Annotated in this window: 14 protein-coding genes and 2 pseudogenes; 2 read left to right on the forward strand and 14 right to left on the reverse strand. The window is 70.9% G+C overall.

What is annotated here, in order from left to right; genetic code table 11:
• Positions 1-112: 112 nt before the first annotated feature.
• From ACYVMZ_RS04105 to ACYVMZ_RS04140, 8 genes are all read right to left on the reverse strand, one after another.
• Entirely contained in the window at positions 113-298 is a 186-nt protein-coding gene (locus ACYVMZ_RS04105) for a hypothetical protein (protein ID WP_461075481.1), read from the reverse strand.
• A gap of 311 nt (positions 299-609) precedes the next feature.
• Positions 610-2,169 (reverse strand): alkaline phosphatase D family protein, encoded by a 1,560-nt coding sequence (locus tag ACYVMZ_RS04110; RefSeq protein ID WP_461075483.1) that lies wholly within the window; start codon positions 2,167-2,169, stop codon positions 610-612.
• Positions 2,170-2,610: 441 nt separating this feature from the next.
• On the reverse strand, positions 2,611-4,056 hold the full coding sequence (gene obgE / locus ACYVMZ_RS04115) for a GTPase ObgE (RefSeq protein ID WP_461075485.1): 1,446 nt from the start codon (positions 4,054-4,056) through the stop codon (positions 2,611-2,613).
• Between the two features lie 157 nt (positions 4,057-4,213).
• Positions 4,214-4,468, reverse strand: coding sequence for a 50S ribosomal protein L27 (gene rpmA, locus ACYVMZ_RS04120; RefSeq protein WP_073938528.1), 255 nt, complete (start codon positions 4,466-4,468; stop codon positions 4,214-4,216).
• A 14-nt stretch (positions 4,469-4,482) separates the two neighbouring features.
• Positions 4,483-4,803, reverse strand: a complete 321-nt coding sequence (gene rplU / locus ACYVMZ_RS04125) for a 50S ribosomal protein L21 (protein WP_315878054.1) — start codon at positions 4,801-4,803, stop codon at positions 4,483-4,485.
• A 262-nt stretch (positions 4,804-5,065) separates the two neighbouring features.
• On the reverse strand, positions 5,066-9,748 hold the full coding sequence (locus ACYVMZ_RS04130; protein ID WP_461075488.1) for an Rne/Rng family ribonuclease: 4,683 nt from the start codon (positions 9,746-9,748) through the stop codon (positions 5,066-5,068).
• 260 nt (positions 9,749-10,008) lie between these two features.
• On the reverse strand, positions 10,009-10,794 hold the full coding sequence (locus ACYVMZ_RS04135) for a TIGR03936 family radical SAM-associated protein (protein ID WP_461075490.1): 786 nt from the start codon (positions 10,792-10,794) through the stop codon (positions 10,009-10,011).
• A gap of 48 nt (positions 10,795-10,842) precedes the next feature.
• Positions 10,843-12,039 carry a hypothetical protein gene (locus ACYVMZ_RS04140; protein ID WP_461075492.1) on the reverse strand — a complete coding sequence of 399 codons (1,197 nt, stop codon included), beginning with the start codon at positions 12,037-12,039 and terminating at the stop codon, positions 10,843-10,845.
• A 60-nt stretch (positions 12,040-12,099) separates the two neighbouring features.
• On the opposite strand from ACYVMZ_RS04140, the pseudogene ACYVMZ_RS04145 reads away from it, so the two are divergent.
• A pseudogene (locus ACYVMZ_RS04145) lies at positions 12,100-12,228 on the forward strand (ABC transporter permease); the annotation flags it as partial.
• Between the two features lie 37 nt (positions 12,229-12,265).
• Here the strand turns inward: ACYVMZ_RS04145 and ACYVMZ_RS04150 are convergent.
• Positions 12,266-13,237 (reverse strand): annotated as a pseudogene (locus ACYVMZ_RS04150) (restriction endonuclease); the annotation flags it as partial.
• Between the two features lie 76 nt (positions 13,238-13,313).
• Between ACYVMZ_RS04150 and ACYVMZ_RS04155 the strand changes: the two are divergent.
• On the forward strand, positions 13,314-13,904 hold the full coding sequence (locus ACYVMZ_RS04155; RefSeq protein WP_461075494.1) for a hypothetical protein: 591 nt from the start codon (positions 13,314-13,316) through the stop codon (positions 13,902-13,904).
• 420 nt (positions 13,905-14,324) lie between these two features.
• On the opposite strand, the gene ACYVMZ_RS04160 is transcribed toward ACYVMZ_RS04155, so the two are convergent.
• From ACYVMZ_RS04160 to ACYVMZ_RS04180, 5 genes are all read right to left on the reverse strand, one after another.
• Positions 14,325-14,567 carry a DUF7848 domain-containing protein gene (locus ACYVMZ_RS04160; RefSeq protein WP_461075496.1) on the reverse strand — a complete coding sequence of 81 codons (243 nt, stop codon included), beginning with the start codon at positions 14,565-14,567 and terminating at the stop codon, positions 14,325-14,327.
• 291 nt (positions 14,568-14,858) lie between these two features.
• Entirely contained in the window at positions 14,859-15,692 is an 834-nt protein-coding gene (locus ACYVMZ_RS04165) for a helix-turn-helix domain-containing protein (RefSeq protein WP_461075498.1), read from the reverse strand.
• Positions 15,689-16,213 carry a DUF6879 family protein gene (locus ACYVMZ_RS04170; RefSeq protein WP_461075500.1) on the reverse strand — a complete coding sequence of 175 codons (525 nt, stop codon included), beginning with the start codon at positions 16,211-16,213 and terminating at the stop codon, positions 15,689-15,691. The genes ACYVMZ_RS04165 and ACYVMZ_RS04170 overlap by 4 nt, the downstream gene beginning before the upstream one ends.
• Positions 16,197-16,403, reverse strand: coding sequence for a hypothetical protein (locus ACYVMZ_RS04175; RefSeq protein WP_210989046.1), 207 nt, complete (start codon positions 16,401-16,403; stop codon positions 16,197-16,199). The genes ACYVMZ_RS04170 and ACYVMZ_RS04175 overlap by 17 nt, the downstream gene beginning before the upstream one ends.
• 168 nt (positions 16,404-16,571) lie before the next feature.
• A complete protein-coding gene (locus ACYVMZ_RS04180; RefSeq protein ID WP_461075502.1) occupies positions 16,572-16,760 on the reverse strand; it encodes a hypothetical protein in 189 nt (62 codons plus the stop codon).
• Positions 16,761-16,762 lie beyond the last annotated feature (2 nt).

Consider the following 16,762-nt stretch of genomic DNA (forward strand, 5'->3'; position numbering starts at 1 on the left):
CACGAGTTCCTTGGACGATGTCTGGTGCACGGTACGCCCTTTGACGGAGCCGGCCGCCGCGGCGAGTGCCCCGTACTGCGCCCGCGCGGCCACGTCGGGCGCGAGCAGGGGCTCACCGCCCGTCGGTGCGGCGGGCTTCGGCTGCGGCGGACAGCAGTGCCTGATCGCCGAGTACGCGGGCACCCGGCGCGCCGATCCGGTCGGCCGTCCCGGCGCCCATCGCCGCAGCGGCCTCGACGGCCCACTCGGGAGTGCCGATCTTCACGTCCTGGGGCGCGGGACTGCACGTGTTCTTCATATGCAGGACCGCGCCGTTGCGAACGGACCCGAATACAGCGCGTCCGGCGGTCCATTGCCGCGGAATTCCTTATTAAGATTCCGCAGCATTTCGGTCTCGGCGAGGGTAAGGGAACGATTCGCCGTGTCCGGAACCGGCCGCAGGACTTTGCCGGGCGGCCGAGGAGCGCGGGACGTGTACGCGGTCGCCGCCCAACTCCCGGACGTGGTCTCCGACAGTCCGTCTCCATGGTGAAGGGACGGCACGAGGGGTTCCTGAGGCCGAGCTGAGAGGAGCCCGGGACGGTGATGAGTCCCGGGCTCCTGCTCGGGTCACGCGAGCTCGACGCCGGGCTTGCCCGCCTCCACCCGCAGCCGGGCCAGCGTGCTGGGCGTGGCCTTCGGCTGCCGCACCGTGTCCACGATCCGCACCTGCGCGTCGATGCCGTCGCGGCGGACGTCGAGGAGGTGGTAGCCGCGGTGGGCGTCGAGGAGCTTCCAGTGCGGGTTGTCCGGCATCCGCGGGTCCCACTCGCGGCGGAAGGCCGCCTGGTCCTGGTCACCGTTGCTGGAGATGGACGTACCGACGAACTCGGCGCCGACGACGGCGGAGCCCGGGTCGGCGAAGTCCTCCTTCAGGTCGCTGATCATCGTCAGGTGCCGGTCGCCGGTGAGTACCACCGGGTTGCGGACGGACGTGAACTCCTTGAGGAACTGGTTGCGTTCGGCCTGGTAGCCGTCCCAGGCGTCGTAGAACCAGAGCTTGCCCTCGCCGACCTTCAGATCCGTCTCGGCCATCATGATCTGGGAGGCGATCAGGTTCCAGCGGGCGGGTGAGTCGTGCAGCCCGTTCAGCAGCCACTGCTTCTGCCGCGCGCCGAGCATGGTGAGCTTCGGGTCCTGGGCGCCTTCCTGGCTGGTGGCCTGGTCGCTGCGGTACTGCCGGGTGTCCAGGACGTTGAGCCGGGCGAGGCGGCCGAACTCCAGGCGGCGGTACATCCGGATGTGCGGCCCGTTCGGGATCGCCGTCGCCCGGACCGGCATGTGCTCGTAGTACGCCTGGTAGGCCGCGGTCAGCCGGGCCACGAACGCGTCGTGCGGCTGCTTGTCGGGGTCCTGCGGGATCTCGCCGGCGAAGTCGTTGTCGACCTCGTGGTCGTCGAAGGTGACCACGAAGGGCGCGTTCGCGTGCATCGCGGCGAGGTCCGGGTCGGTGCGGTACTGGGCGTACCGGTTGCGGTACTGGACCAGGCTGAACGGCTCTCCGGTGCCCTCGTGGCGGCGCAGGGCCGTCGCCGAGGGGGTGGACTCGTAGATGTAGTCGCCGACGAACAGGACGATGTCCGGGTCCTGGTCGAGCATGTCGGCGTACGGCGTGAAGTAGCCGTGCTGCCAGTTCTGGCAGGAGGCGAGCGCGACGCGCAGGGTGCCGCCGGAGCTGAACGGGTGGGGCGCGGTGCGGGTGCGGCCGGTGGGCGAGAGCTGCCCGTCGGTGCGGAAGCGGTACCAGTACGTACGGTCCGCGCGCAGACCGCGAACGTCCACGTGAACGCTGTGCCCGTACTCGGGCCGGGCCTGGGCGGTGCCCCGGCGGACGACCCGCTTGAACCGGGCGTCCTCGGCGACCTGCCACTCCACCGGCACCACACGGTCGGGCATGCCGCCGCCGTTGAGGGGGTCGGGAGCGAGCCGGGTCCACAGCACGACACCGTCCGGCAGCGGATCGCCGGAAGCGACACCGAGGCTGAACACGCCGTCGGGCAGCGGGGTTTCGGCCGCGCGGGCGGCGGCCGGCAGCCACAGCTGCGCGGAGGCCGCGGCGCCGAGCACGGCGGCACCGGCGGTCAGAAAGCGGCGTCGGTCGGGCGATACGGCCCCGTTCTCTCCGGTCATCGGCGAACTCCCCTGCCTCGCTGGCCTCTTGTGGACACTGCGAAGCTCGCCGTCCGGGCGGTCCGTCCGCTGAACACCGAGGTTCGCATGCATGACAAATAAGCAGACAACAGGAGACCCGTTGCGGCACGGCAACAACACGACAAACGTGATCTGGCCGCAACGGGTCCTACGGAGTGTCAGCTTCCGGACAGCAAGGGGGTGTTCGGTACGAGAATCCGATACCGGAACAGGGGTTCGCCCCGACGGTGCCGAGGACGGTGTTGCCGAAGGCCGTCGTGCGGTTCGCTGTCACGACGGTCGTGGGGGTGGGTGCCCCGGAGCGACAGGGGCCGGAAACGGCAGGAGCCCCGGACCTTTCGGCCCGGGGCTCCTGTCGGGGGACGGCGGTCAGCGCACCGCCGACCGCGATGAGCAAGGCTGGTTGCCCTGCGGTGTGCCTCAGAACGGCTCGAAGTCGTCGAACTCCTGCTGCGCCTCGTCCCGTTCGGCCTGCCGGTCACGCCGCCGCTGCGCGGCCGGCCGTACGCCCTCCAGCCGGTGGTCCTCACCCCGTCGCCCGAGCATCTCGGCCCCGGCCATGACGGACGGCTCCCAGTCGAAGACGACCGCGTTCTCCTCGGGGCCGATGGCGACACCGTCGCCCGCCCGGGCTCCGGCCTTCATCAGCTCCTCTTCCACACCGAGCCGGTTGAGCCGGTCCGCGAGGTATCCGACGGCCTCGTCGTTGTTGAAGTCGGTCTGCCGCACCCAGCGCTCGGGCTTCTCGCCGCGCACCCGGAACAGCGGCTCGCCGCCGGACTCCTCGCGCGTCACGGTGAAGCCCGCGTCGTCGACGGCCTTGGGCCGGATGACGATCCGCGTGGCCTCCTCCTTCGGCTTGGCGGCCCGCGCCTTCGCCACCAGGTCGGCCAGCGCGTACGACAGCTCCTTGAGCCCGATGTGCGCCACCGCCGACACCTCGAAGACGCGGTATCCGCGAGCCTCCAGATCCGGCCGCACCATCTCGGCGAGCTCCCGGCCGTCGGGCACGTCGACCTTGTTCAGGACGACGATCCGCGGACGGTTGTCCAGCCCGCCGTACTGCCGCAGCTCCTCCTCGATGACGTCGAGGTCGGACACCGGGTCACGGTCGGACTCCAGCGTCGCGGTGTCCAGCACGTGCACGAGCACACTGCACCGCTCCACGTGCCGCAGGAACTCCAGCCCCAGCCCCTTGCCCTGGCTGGCGCCCGGGATCAGCCCGGGCACGTCGGCGATGGTGTACACGGTCGAGCCGGCCGTCACCACGCCCAGGTTCGGCACCAGCGTCGTGAACGGATAGTCGGCGATCTTCGGCTTCGCCGCGCTCAGCACCGAGATGAGAGAGGACTTGCCGGCGCTCGGGTAGCCCACCAGCGCCACATCGGCGACGGTCTTCAGCTCGAGCACGATCTCCCGCACGTCACCCGGCTCGCCGAGCAGCGCGAACCCGGGCGCCTTGCGCCGCGCGGAGGCCAGCGCCGCGTTGCCGAGCCCGCCCCGGCCGCCCTGCGCGGCGATGTACGACGTGCCGTGCCCGACCAGGTCGGCCAGCACGTTGCCCGCCCTGTCGAGCACGACGGTGCCGTCCGGCACGGGCAGCACCAGGTCCTGCCCGTCCTTGCCGGAGCGGTTGCCGCCCTCGCCGGGCTTGCCGTTGGTGGCCTTGCGGTGCGGGGAGTGGTGGTAGTCGAGGAGCGTCGTGACGGACTGGTCGACGGTGAGGATCACGTCCCCGCCTCGCCCGCCGTTGCCGCCGTCGGGACCGCCCAGCGGCTTGAACTTCTCACGGTGGACGGAGGCACAGCCGTGGCCTCCGTTACCCGCGGCGACATGCAGCTCGACGCGGTCCACGAAGGTGGTCATGGTTCAGTGCCTCCAGTGGGAACAGGATGTCTCTGTGTCTTTTCACTAACACGCGAAAGGCGGACCCGCTTCCCGTTACGGGAAGTGAGGTCCGCCTCGCGAAACGTTCGGTCGAGCCGTGAATCAGTCGAGCCGTGAATCAGGGGGTTCGGGCGACTCAGGCGACCGGGACGATGTTCACGACCTTGCGGCCACGGCTGGTGCCGAACTGCACCGCACCGGCCTGCAGCGCGAACAGCGTGTCGTCGCCGCCACGGCCGACGCCGGCGCCCGGGTGGAAGTGGGTGCCACGCTGACGGACCAGGATCTCACCCGCGTTGACGACCTGACCGCCGAAGCGCTTCACGCCGAGCCGCTGGGCGTTCGAGTCGCGGCCGTTCCGGGTGGACGATGCGCCCTTCTTGTGTGCCATCTCTCCTCAGTCCCTTACTTCGCAGCCGTGGGGATCTCAGTGACCTTGATCGCCGTGTACTGCTGGCGGTGGCCCTGACGACGGCGGTAGCCGGTCTTGTTCTTGTAGCGAAGGATGTCGATCTTCGCGCCCTTGTGGTGGTCCACGACCTCGGCCTGGACCTTGATGCCGGCCAGCACCCACGGGTCGCTGGTCACGGAGTCGCCGTCAACGACGAGCAGGGTCGAGAGCTCGACCGTGTCGCCAACCTTGGCAGTGGAAATCTTGTCAACCTCAACGATGTCGCCGACAGCAACCTTGTGCTGGCGACCACCGCTGCGCACGATGGCGTACACGCGGAACTCACTCTCTCGCTCGGGAAACGGCACCCCCGCAGGCCAGCCGCCCGACAAGCGGACGGCCTCTCCTGAGCGCCCGGCGCTCGGGAGGATGAGGTTTACGGGGATGTGGCGCGTCAGGGGACACGCCGACCGACGGTCAAGGTTACGGGCCCGCGGCCGAAGGGGTCAAACCGGGCCGGGTCCCGCAGGTGTGCGACCGGTCACGCCGGCCGCGGTCCGGGGCGTACGCGGATGTCCGCGCACGCCCCGGCGGGTGTCAGCCCTCGTCCGTGGCGGTCGTGACGGAGGACACCGTCTGCTGCGCCGCCGCGGTCTTCTTGGACGTCGACTTCTTGGCGGCCGTCTTGGTGGTCTTCGCCGCCTTCTTGGCCGTCGTCTTCTTCGCGGCCGTCTTCTTCGCCGCGGTCTTCTTGGTGGCGGCCTTCTTCGCCGTGGCCTTCTTGGCCGTCTTACGGGCCGCGGTCTTCTTGGCCGGAGCCGTGTCCTCGGCGCCCTCGGCGGGTGCCTCGGCGGCCTCCTCCGGCTGAGCGACCGGAGCGGCGGCCTCCGCGGCCTTCTCCCCGGCCTGTTCCTCGGCCTTGTCCGTGGCCGTGTCCGCCGCCTTGTCCACCTCCGTCGATGCCGACGGGACGACCACGACGGCCGCCTCCTCGGATGCGGTGGGCGCGGTGGGCTTGCGCACGGCGCGGCGGCGCGGCCTCGCCGGGGCGGCGCTCGCGGCGGGTGCCTCGGACGCCTCGGCCTGCGGGGCCGGGGCCTCCTCGGTCTGCGGCTCGGACGGCGTGGCAGCGGTCTCGGGGACCGTCACCACGGCCGCCTCGGCCCCCGCCGGGGAACCGGCCGGAGCGGTCACCTTGCGGGTCGCCCGACGCCGGGTACGGCCCTTGGGCGCGGCCTCCCCGGCCGGAGCGGCCTCGGCCGGGGCAGGGGCCTCGACGACCGGGTCCTCGACGGCCACCGGCTCGGCGTGTGCCTCGGCGGCCGGCTCCGGCTGCACCGGACGCGCGACCTCCTCCTCGGCGGTCACGTCCTGTGCGGTCGGCACGGCGGCCCTGGTCTCCTCGGCCTTCGGCTCGGCGGACTTCGCCGCCTCGCTCCTCGGCGCGCCCGCCGGAGCCGACGCCCGCCGGCTCGCCCGGCGCCGCGTACGCCCGCGGGTGGCCGCGGCCTCCGCCTCGGCGGCGCTGCTGTACAGCTCCTCGTCCGGCGCGAAGGCCGGCTCGGGCAGCGCGACCGGCTCGGCCACCTCGGCGGCGAGCTCGGCCTCCGCCTCCTGCTCGGGCGTCTCGGCGGTCGCCACGGCGGCCACCGCCTCCTGCTCGGCGGCTCCGGCACGCGCACGCTTCTTGCGCTTGGCGCCGCCACCGGTGGCGGCGGCCTGGTCCATGTGGACGATGACACCGCGGCCGTTGCAGTGGACGCAGGTCTCGGAGAACGACTCCAGCAGCCCCTGGCCGACCCGCTTGCGGGTCATCTGCACGAGCCCCAGCGAGGTCACCTCGGCGACCTGGTGCTTCGTACGGTCCCGGCCCAGGCACTCCAGCAGGCGCCGCAGCACCAGGTCCCGGTTGGACTCCAGCACCATGTCGATGAAGTCGATGACGATGATGCCGCCGAGGTCGCGCAGCCGCAGCTGGCGCACGATCTCCTCGGCCGCCTCCAGGTTGTTCCTGGTGACGGTCTCCTCGAGGTTGCCGCCCTGGCCGGTGAACTTGCCGGTGTTGACGTCGATGACGACCATCGCCTCGGTCCGGTCGATCACCAGCGAACCGCCGCTGGGCAGCCAGACCTTGCGGTCGAGGGCCTTGGCGAGCTGCTCGTCGATCCGGTACGTGGCGAAGACGTCGACCTCGCTCGTCCACTTCTGCAGCCGGTCGGCCAGGTCGGGCGCGACGTGCGAGACGTACCCGTGGATGGTCTGCCACGCGTCGTCGCCGCTGACGATGACCTTGGAGAAGTCCTCGTTGAAGATGTCGCGCACGACCCGGACGGTCATGTCCGGCTCGCCGTACAGCAGCGTCGGCGCGTTGCCGTTCTTGGCCTTCTTCTGGATGTCCTCCCACTGCGCCTGCAGCCGCTCGACGTCCCGGCGCAGCTCGTCCTCGCTCGCGCCCTCGGCGGCGGTGCGCACGATGACGCCCGCGTCCTCGGGGACGATCTTCTTGAGGATGGTCTTCAGCCGGGACCGCTCGGTGTCGGGCAGCTTGCGGCTGATGCCGGTCATCGAGCCCTCGGGCACGTACACGAGGTAGCGGCCCGGGAGGGAGACCTGGCTGGTGAGGCGGGCGCCCTTGTGCCCGATCGGGTCCTTGGTGACCTGGACCAGGACCGACTGGCCCGACTTCAGGGCGGACTCGATACGGCGCGGGCCGTTGGCCATGCCCAGCGCCTCGAAGTTGACCTCACCGGCGTAGAGCACGGCGTTGCGGCCCTTGCCGATGTCGATGAAGGCGGCCTCCATCGAGGGCAGCACGTTCTGCACCTTGCCGAGGTAGACGTTGCCGACGTACGAGACCGCCTGCTCCTTGTTGACGTAGTGCTCGACGAGCACGCCGTCCTCCAGGACGCCGATCTGCGTACGGTCGCCGTTCTGCCGGACGACCATCACGCGCTCGACGGCCTCGCGCCGGGCGAGGAACTCGGCCTCGGTGATGATCGGAACACGGCGGCGGCCCTGCTCGCGGCCTTCCCGGCGGCGCTGCTTCTTGGCCTCCAGACGGGTGGAGCCCTTGATGGACTGCACCTCGTCGGACGGCTCGGACTGCTTGCGGGGCTCGCGGACCTTGACGACGGTGCGCTCGGGGTCGTCGGCGGCGGGCTCGGCGTCGACGGCCGTTTCGCCGGCGCGGCGCCGACGGCGGCGACGGCGACGGGTGCTGGTGGAGCCCGTACCGCCGTCCGACTCCTCGCGGCCCTCGGCCGACTCCGCGGCCTCGTCGCTGTCCTCCGCGTCGTCCTCGATCTGCTCGGCGGTGTCCTCGGCGTCCTGGGCGGCCTGCTCGGCGGCGAGCCGCTCGGCCTCGGCGTCCGTGGTCTCACCGGCCTCGCTGTCGCTGTCGGCGGACTCGCCGCGGCGACGGCGACGGCCACCACGGCGACGGCGCCGGCGCGACCCGGTCCCCTCGGTCTCCTCCTGCTCGTCGCCGACGTGGTCCTCGGCCGACTCCTCGGCCGATTCCTCGTCCTCCTCCGCCTCGTCCTCGGCGGAGGTCCGGGCGGACGTCTCGGCGGCCTGGGCCTCGGGCTCATCGCCGTAACCGGAACCGCGGCGCCGACGGCGGCGACGCCCCGCGGTGGGCTGCTCCTCCGGGAACTCCTCGGTCCCCGCGGTCTCCTCGGGCTCCTCGACCTCGGCGGCCTCGGCGGCCGCTTCGGCGGCGGCCCGCTCCGGCGTCTGGAACTTCGGCTCGGTGAACACGGGCGGCTGAAACACCGCCACGGCGGGCCGCGCCGGCCGCTGCGGCACCTCCGGCTCGGCGACCGGCGCAGCGGCGGGCTGCGCGGGCTCGGCGAATCCGGTGGCGGCCCGGCGCACGGCCCGGCGGCGCGCACGGCGCGGAGCGGCTTCCTCTCCGGCCTGCGCGGCTCCCGCCTCGGCGGCGGGAGCGGCCTCGGCGGGGGTCTGGGGCGCGGGAGTCTCAGTCGTGGGGGTGTCGGTCACGGGGATGTTCGCCTCCTCGGCGGACGAGGAGGACGCGGCGGCCTCGGCGGACGCCGCGGTGGTGCCGGTGCCGGACTCGGCACGCCGCGCGGGCTCACCAACGTCGGCGCCCTCGGCCGCCTCCGCAGCCGCAGGCGTCCCGGCGGGCGCGGAGGCACGTCGCGAGGCCCGGCGACGCGTCCGACGCGGAGCGGCCTCCCCACCGGCCTCGGCGGACGCCACCGGCTCCGCCGCCTCGGCGGCCACCACCGGCTCGGGCACCTCGCCACTCCCGGCGACGGACGACGCCTCGGCCGACTCGGCCGGTGCAGGGGTTCCAGCGGGCGCGGACACGCGACGCGTCGCCCGGCGACGGGCCGGACGCGGAGCTGCCTCCTCACCGGCCTCCGCAGACGCCACCGGCTCCCCCGCCTCGGCGGCCACCACCGGCTCGGGCACCTCACCACTCCCGGCGACGGACGACGCCTCGGCCGACTCGGCCGGTGCAGGGGTTCCAGCGGGCGCGGACACGCGACGCGTCGCCCGGCGACGGGCCCGACGCGGAGCGGCCTCCTCACCGGCCTCCGCGGACATCTCGGCACTCTCGGCGCTCTCGGCGCTCTGGGCGCTATCGGCACCCTCGCCGCTCTGGGCACTCGCTGCACCCATGACACTGGCGGCACTCACGGCACTCGCGGCGACGCCCGGTGCCTCACCAGCCTCGGCGTTCTCCACCGCAGCCGGCGCCGCGGCGGACTCGGCCTCCGCCGAGGCCCCGGTCGGCGAGGCCACGCTGCGCGTGGCACGACGCCGGGAACGCCGAGGAGCTGCGCTCTCGGAAGTCTCCGCAGGCGAGGAGACCTCGGCCTGCTCCTCGGCCTGCTCCTCCGCTTCCGCGGCGACCAGGGCAGCAGAAGCAGCCGCGGTCACCGGCACGACGGTCTCGGCCACCTCCGCCGACGCCGGGGACCCGGCGGGCGCGGACGCGCGGCGGACGACCCGACGGCGCCGACGGCCGGCGGACGCGGCCTCGTCGGTCTCGGCGGCGGCTACGGCGTCCTGGGCCGCCTCAATCTCCCCCGTCACCTCAGTCACGTCTGTCACGTCGGTCTCGGCGATCGCGTCGACGGACTGCGCGGGCGGTAGGGCCGGGGCCACGGTCTCGACCGGGGCGTCGGAGGTGGTGGTGGCGGGCGGCCCCGCCGGGCGGGATGCGGCACGGCGCCTTCGGCGCGGCGGCAGGGTGTCGCTGGGGGTGTTCAGTTCGGAACCCTCGGTGGGTTCGATCGGCTCGAGCATGCGGGCATTTCTCCCGTCAGGCTCCCGGGCGCCGCACCTGGTCCGGCGATGCCGGTGACGTCCGCGGCTCGCGCGGTGCGCGGTTGCCGCCGTCCGGGGCGCGGGCGCCGCACGGGAGCTCTCTGTGTCCTGTCTCGCCGGTTCCGTACGCCGAATGCGTACGGCCTGGCGAAAGTCTTCTGGTCGGTGCGCTGCCCGACCCAGGTGGCTCCCGAGTTCGAGGGCGGCGCTTCGACGTCCGTCCCTACGCGGAACCTTCCTTACGCCGGCGCCGTCGCGGCGGCAGTGGCGCCGGCCGTGTGTGGCTCGGTCGCTGCTGCCTCGCGGTCGGGCGCGAGCGGGTCGGTCACCGTGCCGGTCTCTTCATCGAACAGCCCCTGCGCCAGCCTGGTCACCGCTGCGGGGACCGGCGGCGCCAGGTCGGCCACGGCGCTGAGACCGGACAGGACGTCGTCGGGTCGTACGGCAGGCGTCACGTGCCGAACAACCAGCCGCAGTATCGCACAGGGCTGGTCGGTCGGCCTATCAGCCTGCGAACCGAGCGTTTCTGTTCTGTCGAGGCTTTCCAGGCTCGCGACGGCGGACCGGGCGTCGAAGGTGCGGACGCCGTTCTTGGTGAGGCGCTGCACTTCGACGGTCTCGGCCGCGTTGAAGGCCTCCACCGCGCGCCGGGCCTCGGCGGGGTCCACGCCGTCCAGCCGCAGCTCCCACACGGAGGCCGTCAGCCGGTCGGCGAGCCCCGAGGTCCGGGCCTCGACCGCCTCGATGACGTCGAGCCCGGCGGGCAGCGACTCGTCGAGGAGGACGCGCAGCTGCTCCGGGTCACGCGGCTCGGTGAGCGCGATCTCCAGGTACTCCGCCTCACTGCCCGTGCCGGTGGGTGCGGCATTGGCGTACGACACCTTCGGGTGCGGCGTGAACCCCGCCGAGTAGGCCATCGGCACCTCGGCACGGCGCAACGCACGCTCGAAGGCGCGCTGGAAGTCACGGTGGCTGGTGAACCGGAGGCGGCCGCGCTTGGTGTAGCGCAGTCGGATGCGCTGCACCGCGGGTGCGGGCGGCGGGCCTTCGGGCTGTCGCTTGCCCAGTGTCGTTCAGTCCTTCGTGAGAGCGGTCGTACTGCTACCAAGAGTACGTGCCTCTCGGCCCGAAGGTTCCCGGCGGGCCACCGGCTGCGGCTGCCGCGGCTCCCCGAACAGCATGCGCCGGAAGTCGGCACGGGCCTGCCGTACGGATTCCCGGGCGGAGGCGAGGGCCTGCCGGGTGGCCCGTCCCACACTCCGCCCGGCCTCGGCGGCGGGTCGCAGCACGGCATCCCTGATGACATGCCCGACAGGCGTCAGCACGCTCCGGTACGCCCACCGCACCGGCTCCACGAAGATCCACCGGAAGAGGGTGGCGAGGAACCGCCCGACGGCGAGCGAGATACGCCCGGCGACCCGCCACGCGTGCCCGAGGGCGTCCCAGATCTCCCGCCCGACGACGGCGAGGACACGTCCGACGGGCGCGAGAACCCAGCGCCACACGGCGAGCGCGGGCAGCACGAACAGGATCCGGGCGATCCAGTACAGCGCCACACCGATCCCGGTGACGATCACGCTCCCGAGCCAGACCAGCCCCTTCGCGCACCACACGATCGCCCGCCCGACCGGTGCGAGAACCCACGTGTACAACCACACCGCGGGCACGACGACGAGATACCGCACCAGCCACGCCACGGCCGTGTACACACCGATCCCGATGGCGGCGAGCACGGCGCCGAGCCCCCTGAGGACCCACATCACCGCATGCCCGACGGGCGTCAGCACACGCGCGTACACCCACGCCAGCCCGGCCCCGATCCCCCGCCCGACCCACGCGAGCGCGCCCCAGACGCCCCGCCCGACCCACGCGAGGCCGTGCCCGAGGGGCGTGAGCACGTGCCGGTGGAACCACACGAGCGGGACGACGACGAGCACGTTCCCCAGCCAGGCCAGCGCCTTGCCGACGGGTACGACGACGTACCGCCACAGCCCGAGGAACGGCCACACGAAGACGGCCCGACCGAGCCACAGCAGCGCCCGCCCCAACGGCCTGAGCACCGCGTCGTTCAGAAGCCGTCCGCCGACGACCAGCGCGTCCCACACCATCCGCACCGGCACGACCAGCACGAGCACGACGATCCGCACGGGAACACGGATGGCGACGGCCAGACACCCTTCGGGCGACGAGGACTGCTTCGCGGCGGGCACGGACCGCTCGGGCGACTCAGGCCGCGCGATGTCCTCGGCGGGCGGCTTCTCCAGATTCATACCGACGTAGACGCCTCAGCGGCCCGTCCGGATCCAGTACCGCAATGTTCGCCCCGCTCGACGCCGGTGGTGCATCCGGGCACCGTTCTGACGGCCCCGCTGGTCGGTCTGCTCACCGGCCTGCTCGCCGGGCTCTGTCCGTCCTGGCGTGCCAGCAGGGTGCAGCCAGCCGAGGCGCTGCGACGCTGACGCCCGCCCTCACGGTACGCAGATGAGACCAGTGGCGTTACTCCACTTCGATGCCGTAGTCCTGAACGAGCTGCTCCAAGCCTCCCGTGTAGCCCTTCCCGCCCAGCACGAAGTCCCAGTCCCCGCTGGGCCTGCGCCGGAAGGAGCCGAGCACCAACGCGGTCTCTCGGGCACGACCGTCGGAGACCTCAAGCCGCCCGAGCTCGGTCATCGTCGGGTCCAGCAGCCGGATGCAGGCATCGGTGAACCCGGACAGGTCGGCCTCCGGGTTGACCTCCGGATCAACAGCCGCCACCAGCACGAACCGGTCAGCCCCCGCCGGCAGCCCATCGAAGGAAACACGAATCGCTGCCTTGTCCGGCGCCGCTGCCGGCACTGCTCGTACGGAGCCGTCCGGGGTCTGCGGGTTGTTGAAGAAGACGAAGTGGTCTTCGCTGAGGACTCGGTTGCCACGGCAGACGAGCGCGCATACGTCCAACGCGACGTCGCCGGACCATGTCATGCCCAGCACGTTGTAGTCATCGGCCGGAGTACCAGGACCAGACGGCGCCTGCTGCGCTGGGGCCGCTCGTCCTCCCTCCGCCAGGCGTCCACGAAGCCCATGCCGGTGCAGCAGGTCGACGAGCTCGCTGCCCGAGATGAGCTCCAAGGGCTTGCCGCGAGCGAAGGTGTGCGAGCCCGGGCCGAAACCCGACGTGGTCACCAGGACGCCCTTGTTGGCGCCTACGTCCTGGACCGTGCCGTACAGATCGCGCACCGCCGTCGGCGGCACGGTGCTGCGGTAGCGCTTCACCTGGACGACGATTTTCCCCCCTCTGATGGGAGTCGGGTCCAGCGCGTCGACATCCACGCCACCGTCGTTCGAGCGCTGAGTCGTCACGGCCTGCATCCCCATGGCACGGAACAGATCGGCGACGAGGGACTCGAAGGCGATCGGATCCATGTCATACAGGTCCGGCTCTTCGTCACCGCCATGGGTGGCCACACGACTTCCGACGTCCTGGGGCTGCGTCGGCTCAGGGGCCAGTAGCCAAGCGCCCAGAATTCGCTACGAGTCGGCTCGCCTTGCCAGCACACTGGAAGGCATGGATGGACTGTACGTGGTGAGGCATGAGCCGACCTGGCGCGAGGAGCCGGAGCCTGAGCCGGACAACGAGTACGACAACGACACGGACCACAAGACCATGTACGCCCTCTTCGGGCTGGCCATCTACAAGGCCAACTGCCTTGAGCACTCGTTGGTCAACACCCTCGCGCTCACCAAGATCACCACGGCGAGGGAGCAGGGGGAACAGCTCATCCGCGACCCTTGGGCTCAAGGCTTCAAGGACATGATGGGCAAGCTCATCAAACGCGTCGAGCCGTACACCAGCGCCTACCCAGAGGTCGTCGACGACCTCACCCGAAGCCTGAAACGGCGTAACGACCTGGTTCACAACTCCTGGCGCGAGCGCATCCAAGAAATGGTCAGCGAGGCTGGCCGGACCAAGCTGTGCAGGGACCTGAAAGCGGACTGTCGACTTCTCACGCAGACAGATGAACGCTTCAGCGAGAGGGTCTTGGACCCCCTCATGGAGAGCATGGGCATCACGGCCGAGGCCGTTGAAGCCCAGTATGCGAAGGAACGCCGAGAGGCGATGGCGCGCTATGAGACCGAGGCGTTCACGGCCGAGTGAGACACGGCCTGACGTATGCGCCAGCGAACGATGACGTGCGACTCCACTCCGGCCAACAACACCATGGAGCACCAGCTCGCGATCGGCACAGCGGGTGACCGCTGAAGATCGTCTCAATAACCAAGGTTTGTGAGACGCGAGACAGCGCGCCCCCACGGGGAGACGCAGCTCTGTTCAAAACCCGTCTCGAAAACCCTACCTCGGAAGCGCCTGAGACAGGCGCACAGCAGTTCAGACAGGCCCTCGGTTCTACACCGGGGGCCGTTGTCGTACAAGGACGTACAACGCTGTCTGACGGCTGCAACGATGCTGGCCTCTGCCCGAACCACGGGGAAAGCCGACAGGGGCCAGCACGGGGGCGCATGTCGCTCGCGCTGCGCCCCTTCCAGTGCACCTCTGGTCTGTGGTGCTTGCCGTCCCTCAGTGCCCCGGGGGTCTGTCTTGCTCGGCCCGCACGACCATGGCGAACGACGTACAGACCCGCCGGAATCCACGGTGGTTACTCAGGCCGGTGTGACTCATGCACTCGACATCGACCGCCGCACTGTCCGTCGACGGCTCCGCCTTCCACTTGCAGTGCAGGCACTCCGCCTCGAAGGTCACGTCCGTGTCCGGATGCTGCGTGATCCGGTGCGTCACGAACCGCAGGACCGCGCGCGACATCACTCGGCCCCGTGGTCTTCCCGGAGGTGCGTGCGGAGCACGACGTTCGCGTCCGTCGCCTTCGAGTAGTCGCCGACTGATCGGGCGTTGGCTCGGGTCACGGCGACGCCGAGGCACTGCCGACATCCCGCGACAGGGTTCGGGTCTCCCTCCGGAAGGGTCAGGTTCACTGGCCCTGCCATCGTCGTCTTGGGCGTGCTCATCCGTGCGACCTCCCGACTGTTCGCCTGCCGAAGGATGATCCCCCGGGGAGCGCACGGGATGGCGCTTCAGTCGCGTAGTCGACTGAAGTCATGCACGGCAAGCGGCGGACCACTCGGCGAGCCGTGCCCGAAGGTCTTCGCCGAAGAGGGCGTGTTCCTCGTACCCGGCGAACTCCTTCAGGTACGCCTGAACGTCTCGGCCGTCGCGGAGTACGAGACTTCCCGCCGTCGTCTCGATGGTGACCAACGCGGCATCGTAGATGGTGAACGTACTCAGAGGGGTTCGGGGAGTCGGTGTCCCTACGGGGATCACGCCGATCTGGACGTTCGGGAGGTAGGACAGGGACGCCAGCCGGTCCATCTGCTCGGCCAGTGCCAGTGGGGAGACGACCGGCCACCGAACCGCCTGCTCGGTCAGAACGAACGTGAACCGCTTCGAGGCGTCATAGAGAACGGCTTGCCGCCCCAGCTTCCCCGCCAGTGCCTTGCTAGTGTCGGCCGTCGAGTGAGCCAGGCTCGCCCGTACGTACTCCGGGGTTGCGAGCAGGCCGGTAACCATCGAGAGCAGGAAGTAGCGCAGGTGCGTAGACGACGCTTCGAGCGACTTCAGCTCAGCCTGCCTCGTACCCAGCCCCTTGCGGCGAAGCTCTCGGAGGTTCCGCCACTCGGTGTTCGCCATCCTGGCAAGGGCGGAGACCTCGACGACCAGTTCCGGCGGAGCTTCCAGCGCTCGCAAGATCTGCTCGACGTCGACCAGGGACGGCCGTGTCCGGCCGTTCTCGATGCGAGACACCTTCGACTGGGACATGTTGCAGCGCGCTGCGAGCCGGTCCCCTGAGAGGCCGGCTTGCTTGCGCAAGTCCCGAAGCAGAGAGGCGAGTTCGGTGCCAGACTCGCCAAGCTGCTCAGCTTCGAACGTCACTCCGTCACGCGCTCCGCGTACTCCGGGAAGGGAACCGACTCGGCAACGGCGATGCGCTGCCACTCGATGAAAGGCGCAGGGTCACCCTCGTACAGCTCCCGGCTGATCTGCGTGCCGTCGCCCTCGTAGTGCATCAGGACGACCGTCGAGCGGTCGAACATCCAGAAGTCCCCGACTTCCGACAACGGGTTCTCTCGCTCGGTCACGTCAAGGATGCGGATGTCCTCCCCAGCGAGCACGTGCGGGGCGTAATACCGGGAGAACTCGAAGCGCAGGTACTCGGAGAGCGGTCGAGTCAGGACGTGCACTCGCCCCTTGCTCTTACCCTCGCCGCGCAACCGCTTCAGGTCTTCCGTGTACGCGGACGAGTAGGCGTGCGGGTCGACGCGCTTGCCTGCCCGGAAGGCTTCGAGCTCTTCCGCCTCCTGCGGCACGAGGTACTGGGGCAGGGTCTCCAGCCGCCACGCTTCCGACTGGAAGCCCCGGAGCATCGCCCGCCACTCGTCACCATCCAAGAGCACGAACGGCCTCCCGAAGAACGCTCTCGGGGATCTCCACGAGCCCTTCCCCCTGCGGGGGAGTGAAGGCGTCGGACACGTCGCCCTGAACCACGATGGAGCCGGAAGCGGTGCGGTAGACGTTCGGGCAGTCATCCTCTCCACACGTGCCGTTGCCGTTGCCAGTCAGCCGAGTCAGTTCTTCGCGTGCCATGCGGAACCCCCTTGACTTGTCGGCCCGGGCGGGCCGCCTGAGAGGACCGTACGGGGGCCGCCCGCGGCCGTCCATGCACAGACGTGACTCATGCACGTTGTCGCATAAACAGGACCCCAGGAGCGCCGAGAGGCGCCCGGACCTGATCGTCCGAACGCCTCTCAACGCCTACACCCACTCGACCGCCGAGACGATGCCCGGGTCCCGCCGAGGGGTGGGGAGCGGCGTGCGCCGCTGGTGGCGGGGAGCCTGCTCGCGCTCCTTCGCTCCGAGGCCACGGAGGGCTTCGATGCGGTCCGCCTCGGGTACGCCGGCAAGCGCCTCAGCCATCCGCTGGATGGCATCGCCGCTGGTCACGG

The organism is Streptomyces deserti (assembly GCF_054782695.1).

Excerpts from the sequence above, each read along its gene's own strand:
- ACYVMZ_RS04105 (WP_461075481.1), bottom strand. The coding sequence starts at position 298 with ATGAAGAACACGTGCAGTCCCGCGCCCCAGGACGTGAAGATCGGCACT.
- ACYVMZ_RS04110 (WP_461075483.1), bottom strand. The coding sequence starts at position 2,169 with ATGACCGGAGAGAACGGGGCCGTATCGCCCGACCGACGCCGCTTTCTG.
- obgE (WP_461075485.1), bottom strand. The coding sequence starts at position 4,056 with ATGACCACCTTCGTGGACCGCGTCGAGCTGCATGTCGCCGCGGGTAAC.
- rpmA (WP_073938528.1), bottom strand. The coding sequence starts at position 4,468 with ATGGCACACAAGAAGGGCGCATCGTCCACCCGGAACGGCCGCGACTCG.
- ACYVMZ_RS04130 (WP_461075488.1), bottom strand. The coding sequence starts at position 9,748 with ATGCTCGAGCCGATCGAACCCACCGAGGGTTCCGAACTGAACACCCCC.
- ACYVMZ_RS04140 (WP_461075492.1), bottom strand. The coding sequence starts at position 12,039 with ATGAATCTGGAGAAGCCGCCCGCCGAGGACATCGCGCGGCCTGAGTCG.
- ACYVMZ_RS04155 (WP_461075494.1), top strand. The coding sequence starts at position 13,314 with ATGGATGGACTGTACGTGGTGAGGCATGAGCCGACCTGGCGCGAGGAG.
- ACYVMZ_RS04160 (WP_461075496.1), bottom strand. The coding sequence starts at position 14,567 with ATGTCGCGCGCGGTCCTGCGGTTCGTGACGCACCGGATCACGCAGCAT.
- ACYVMZ_RS04175 (WP_210989046.1), bottom strand. The coding sequence starts at position 16,403 with ATGGCACGCGAAGAACTGACTCGGCTGACTGGCAACGGCAACGGCACG.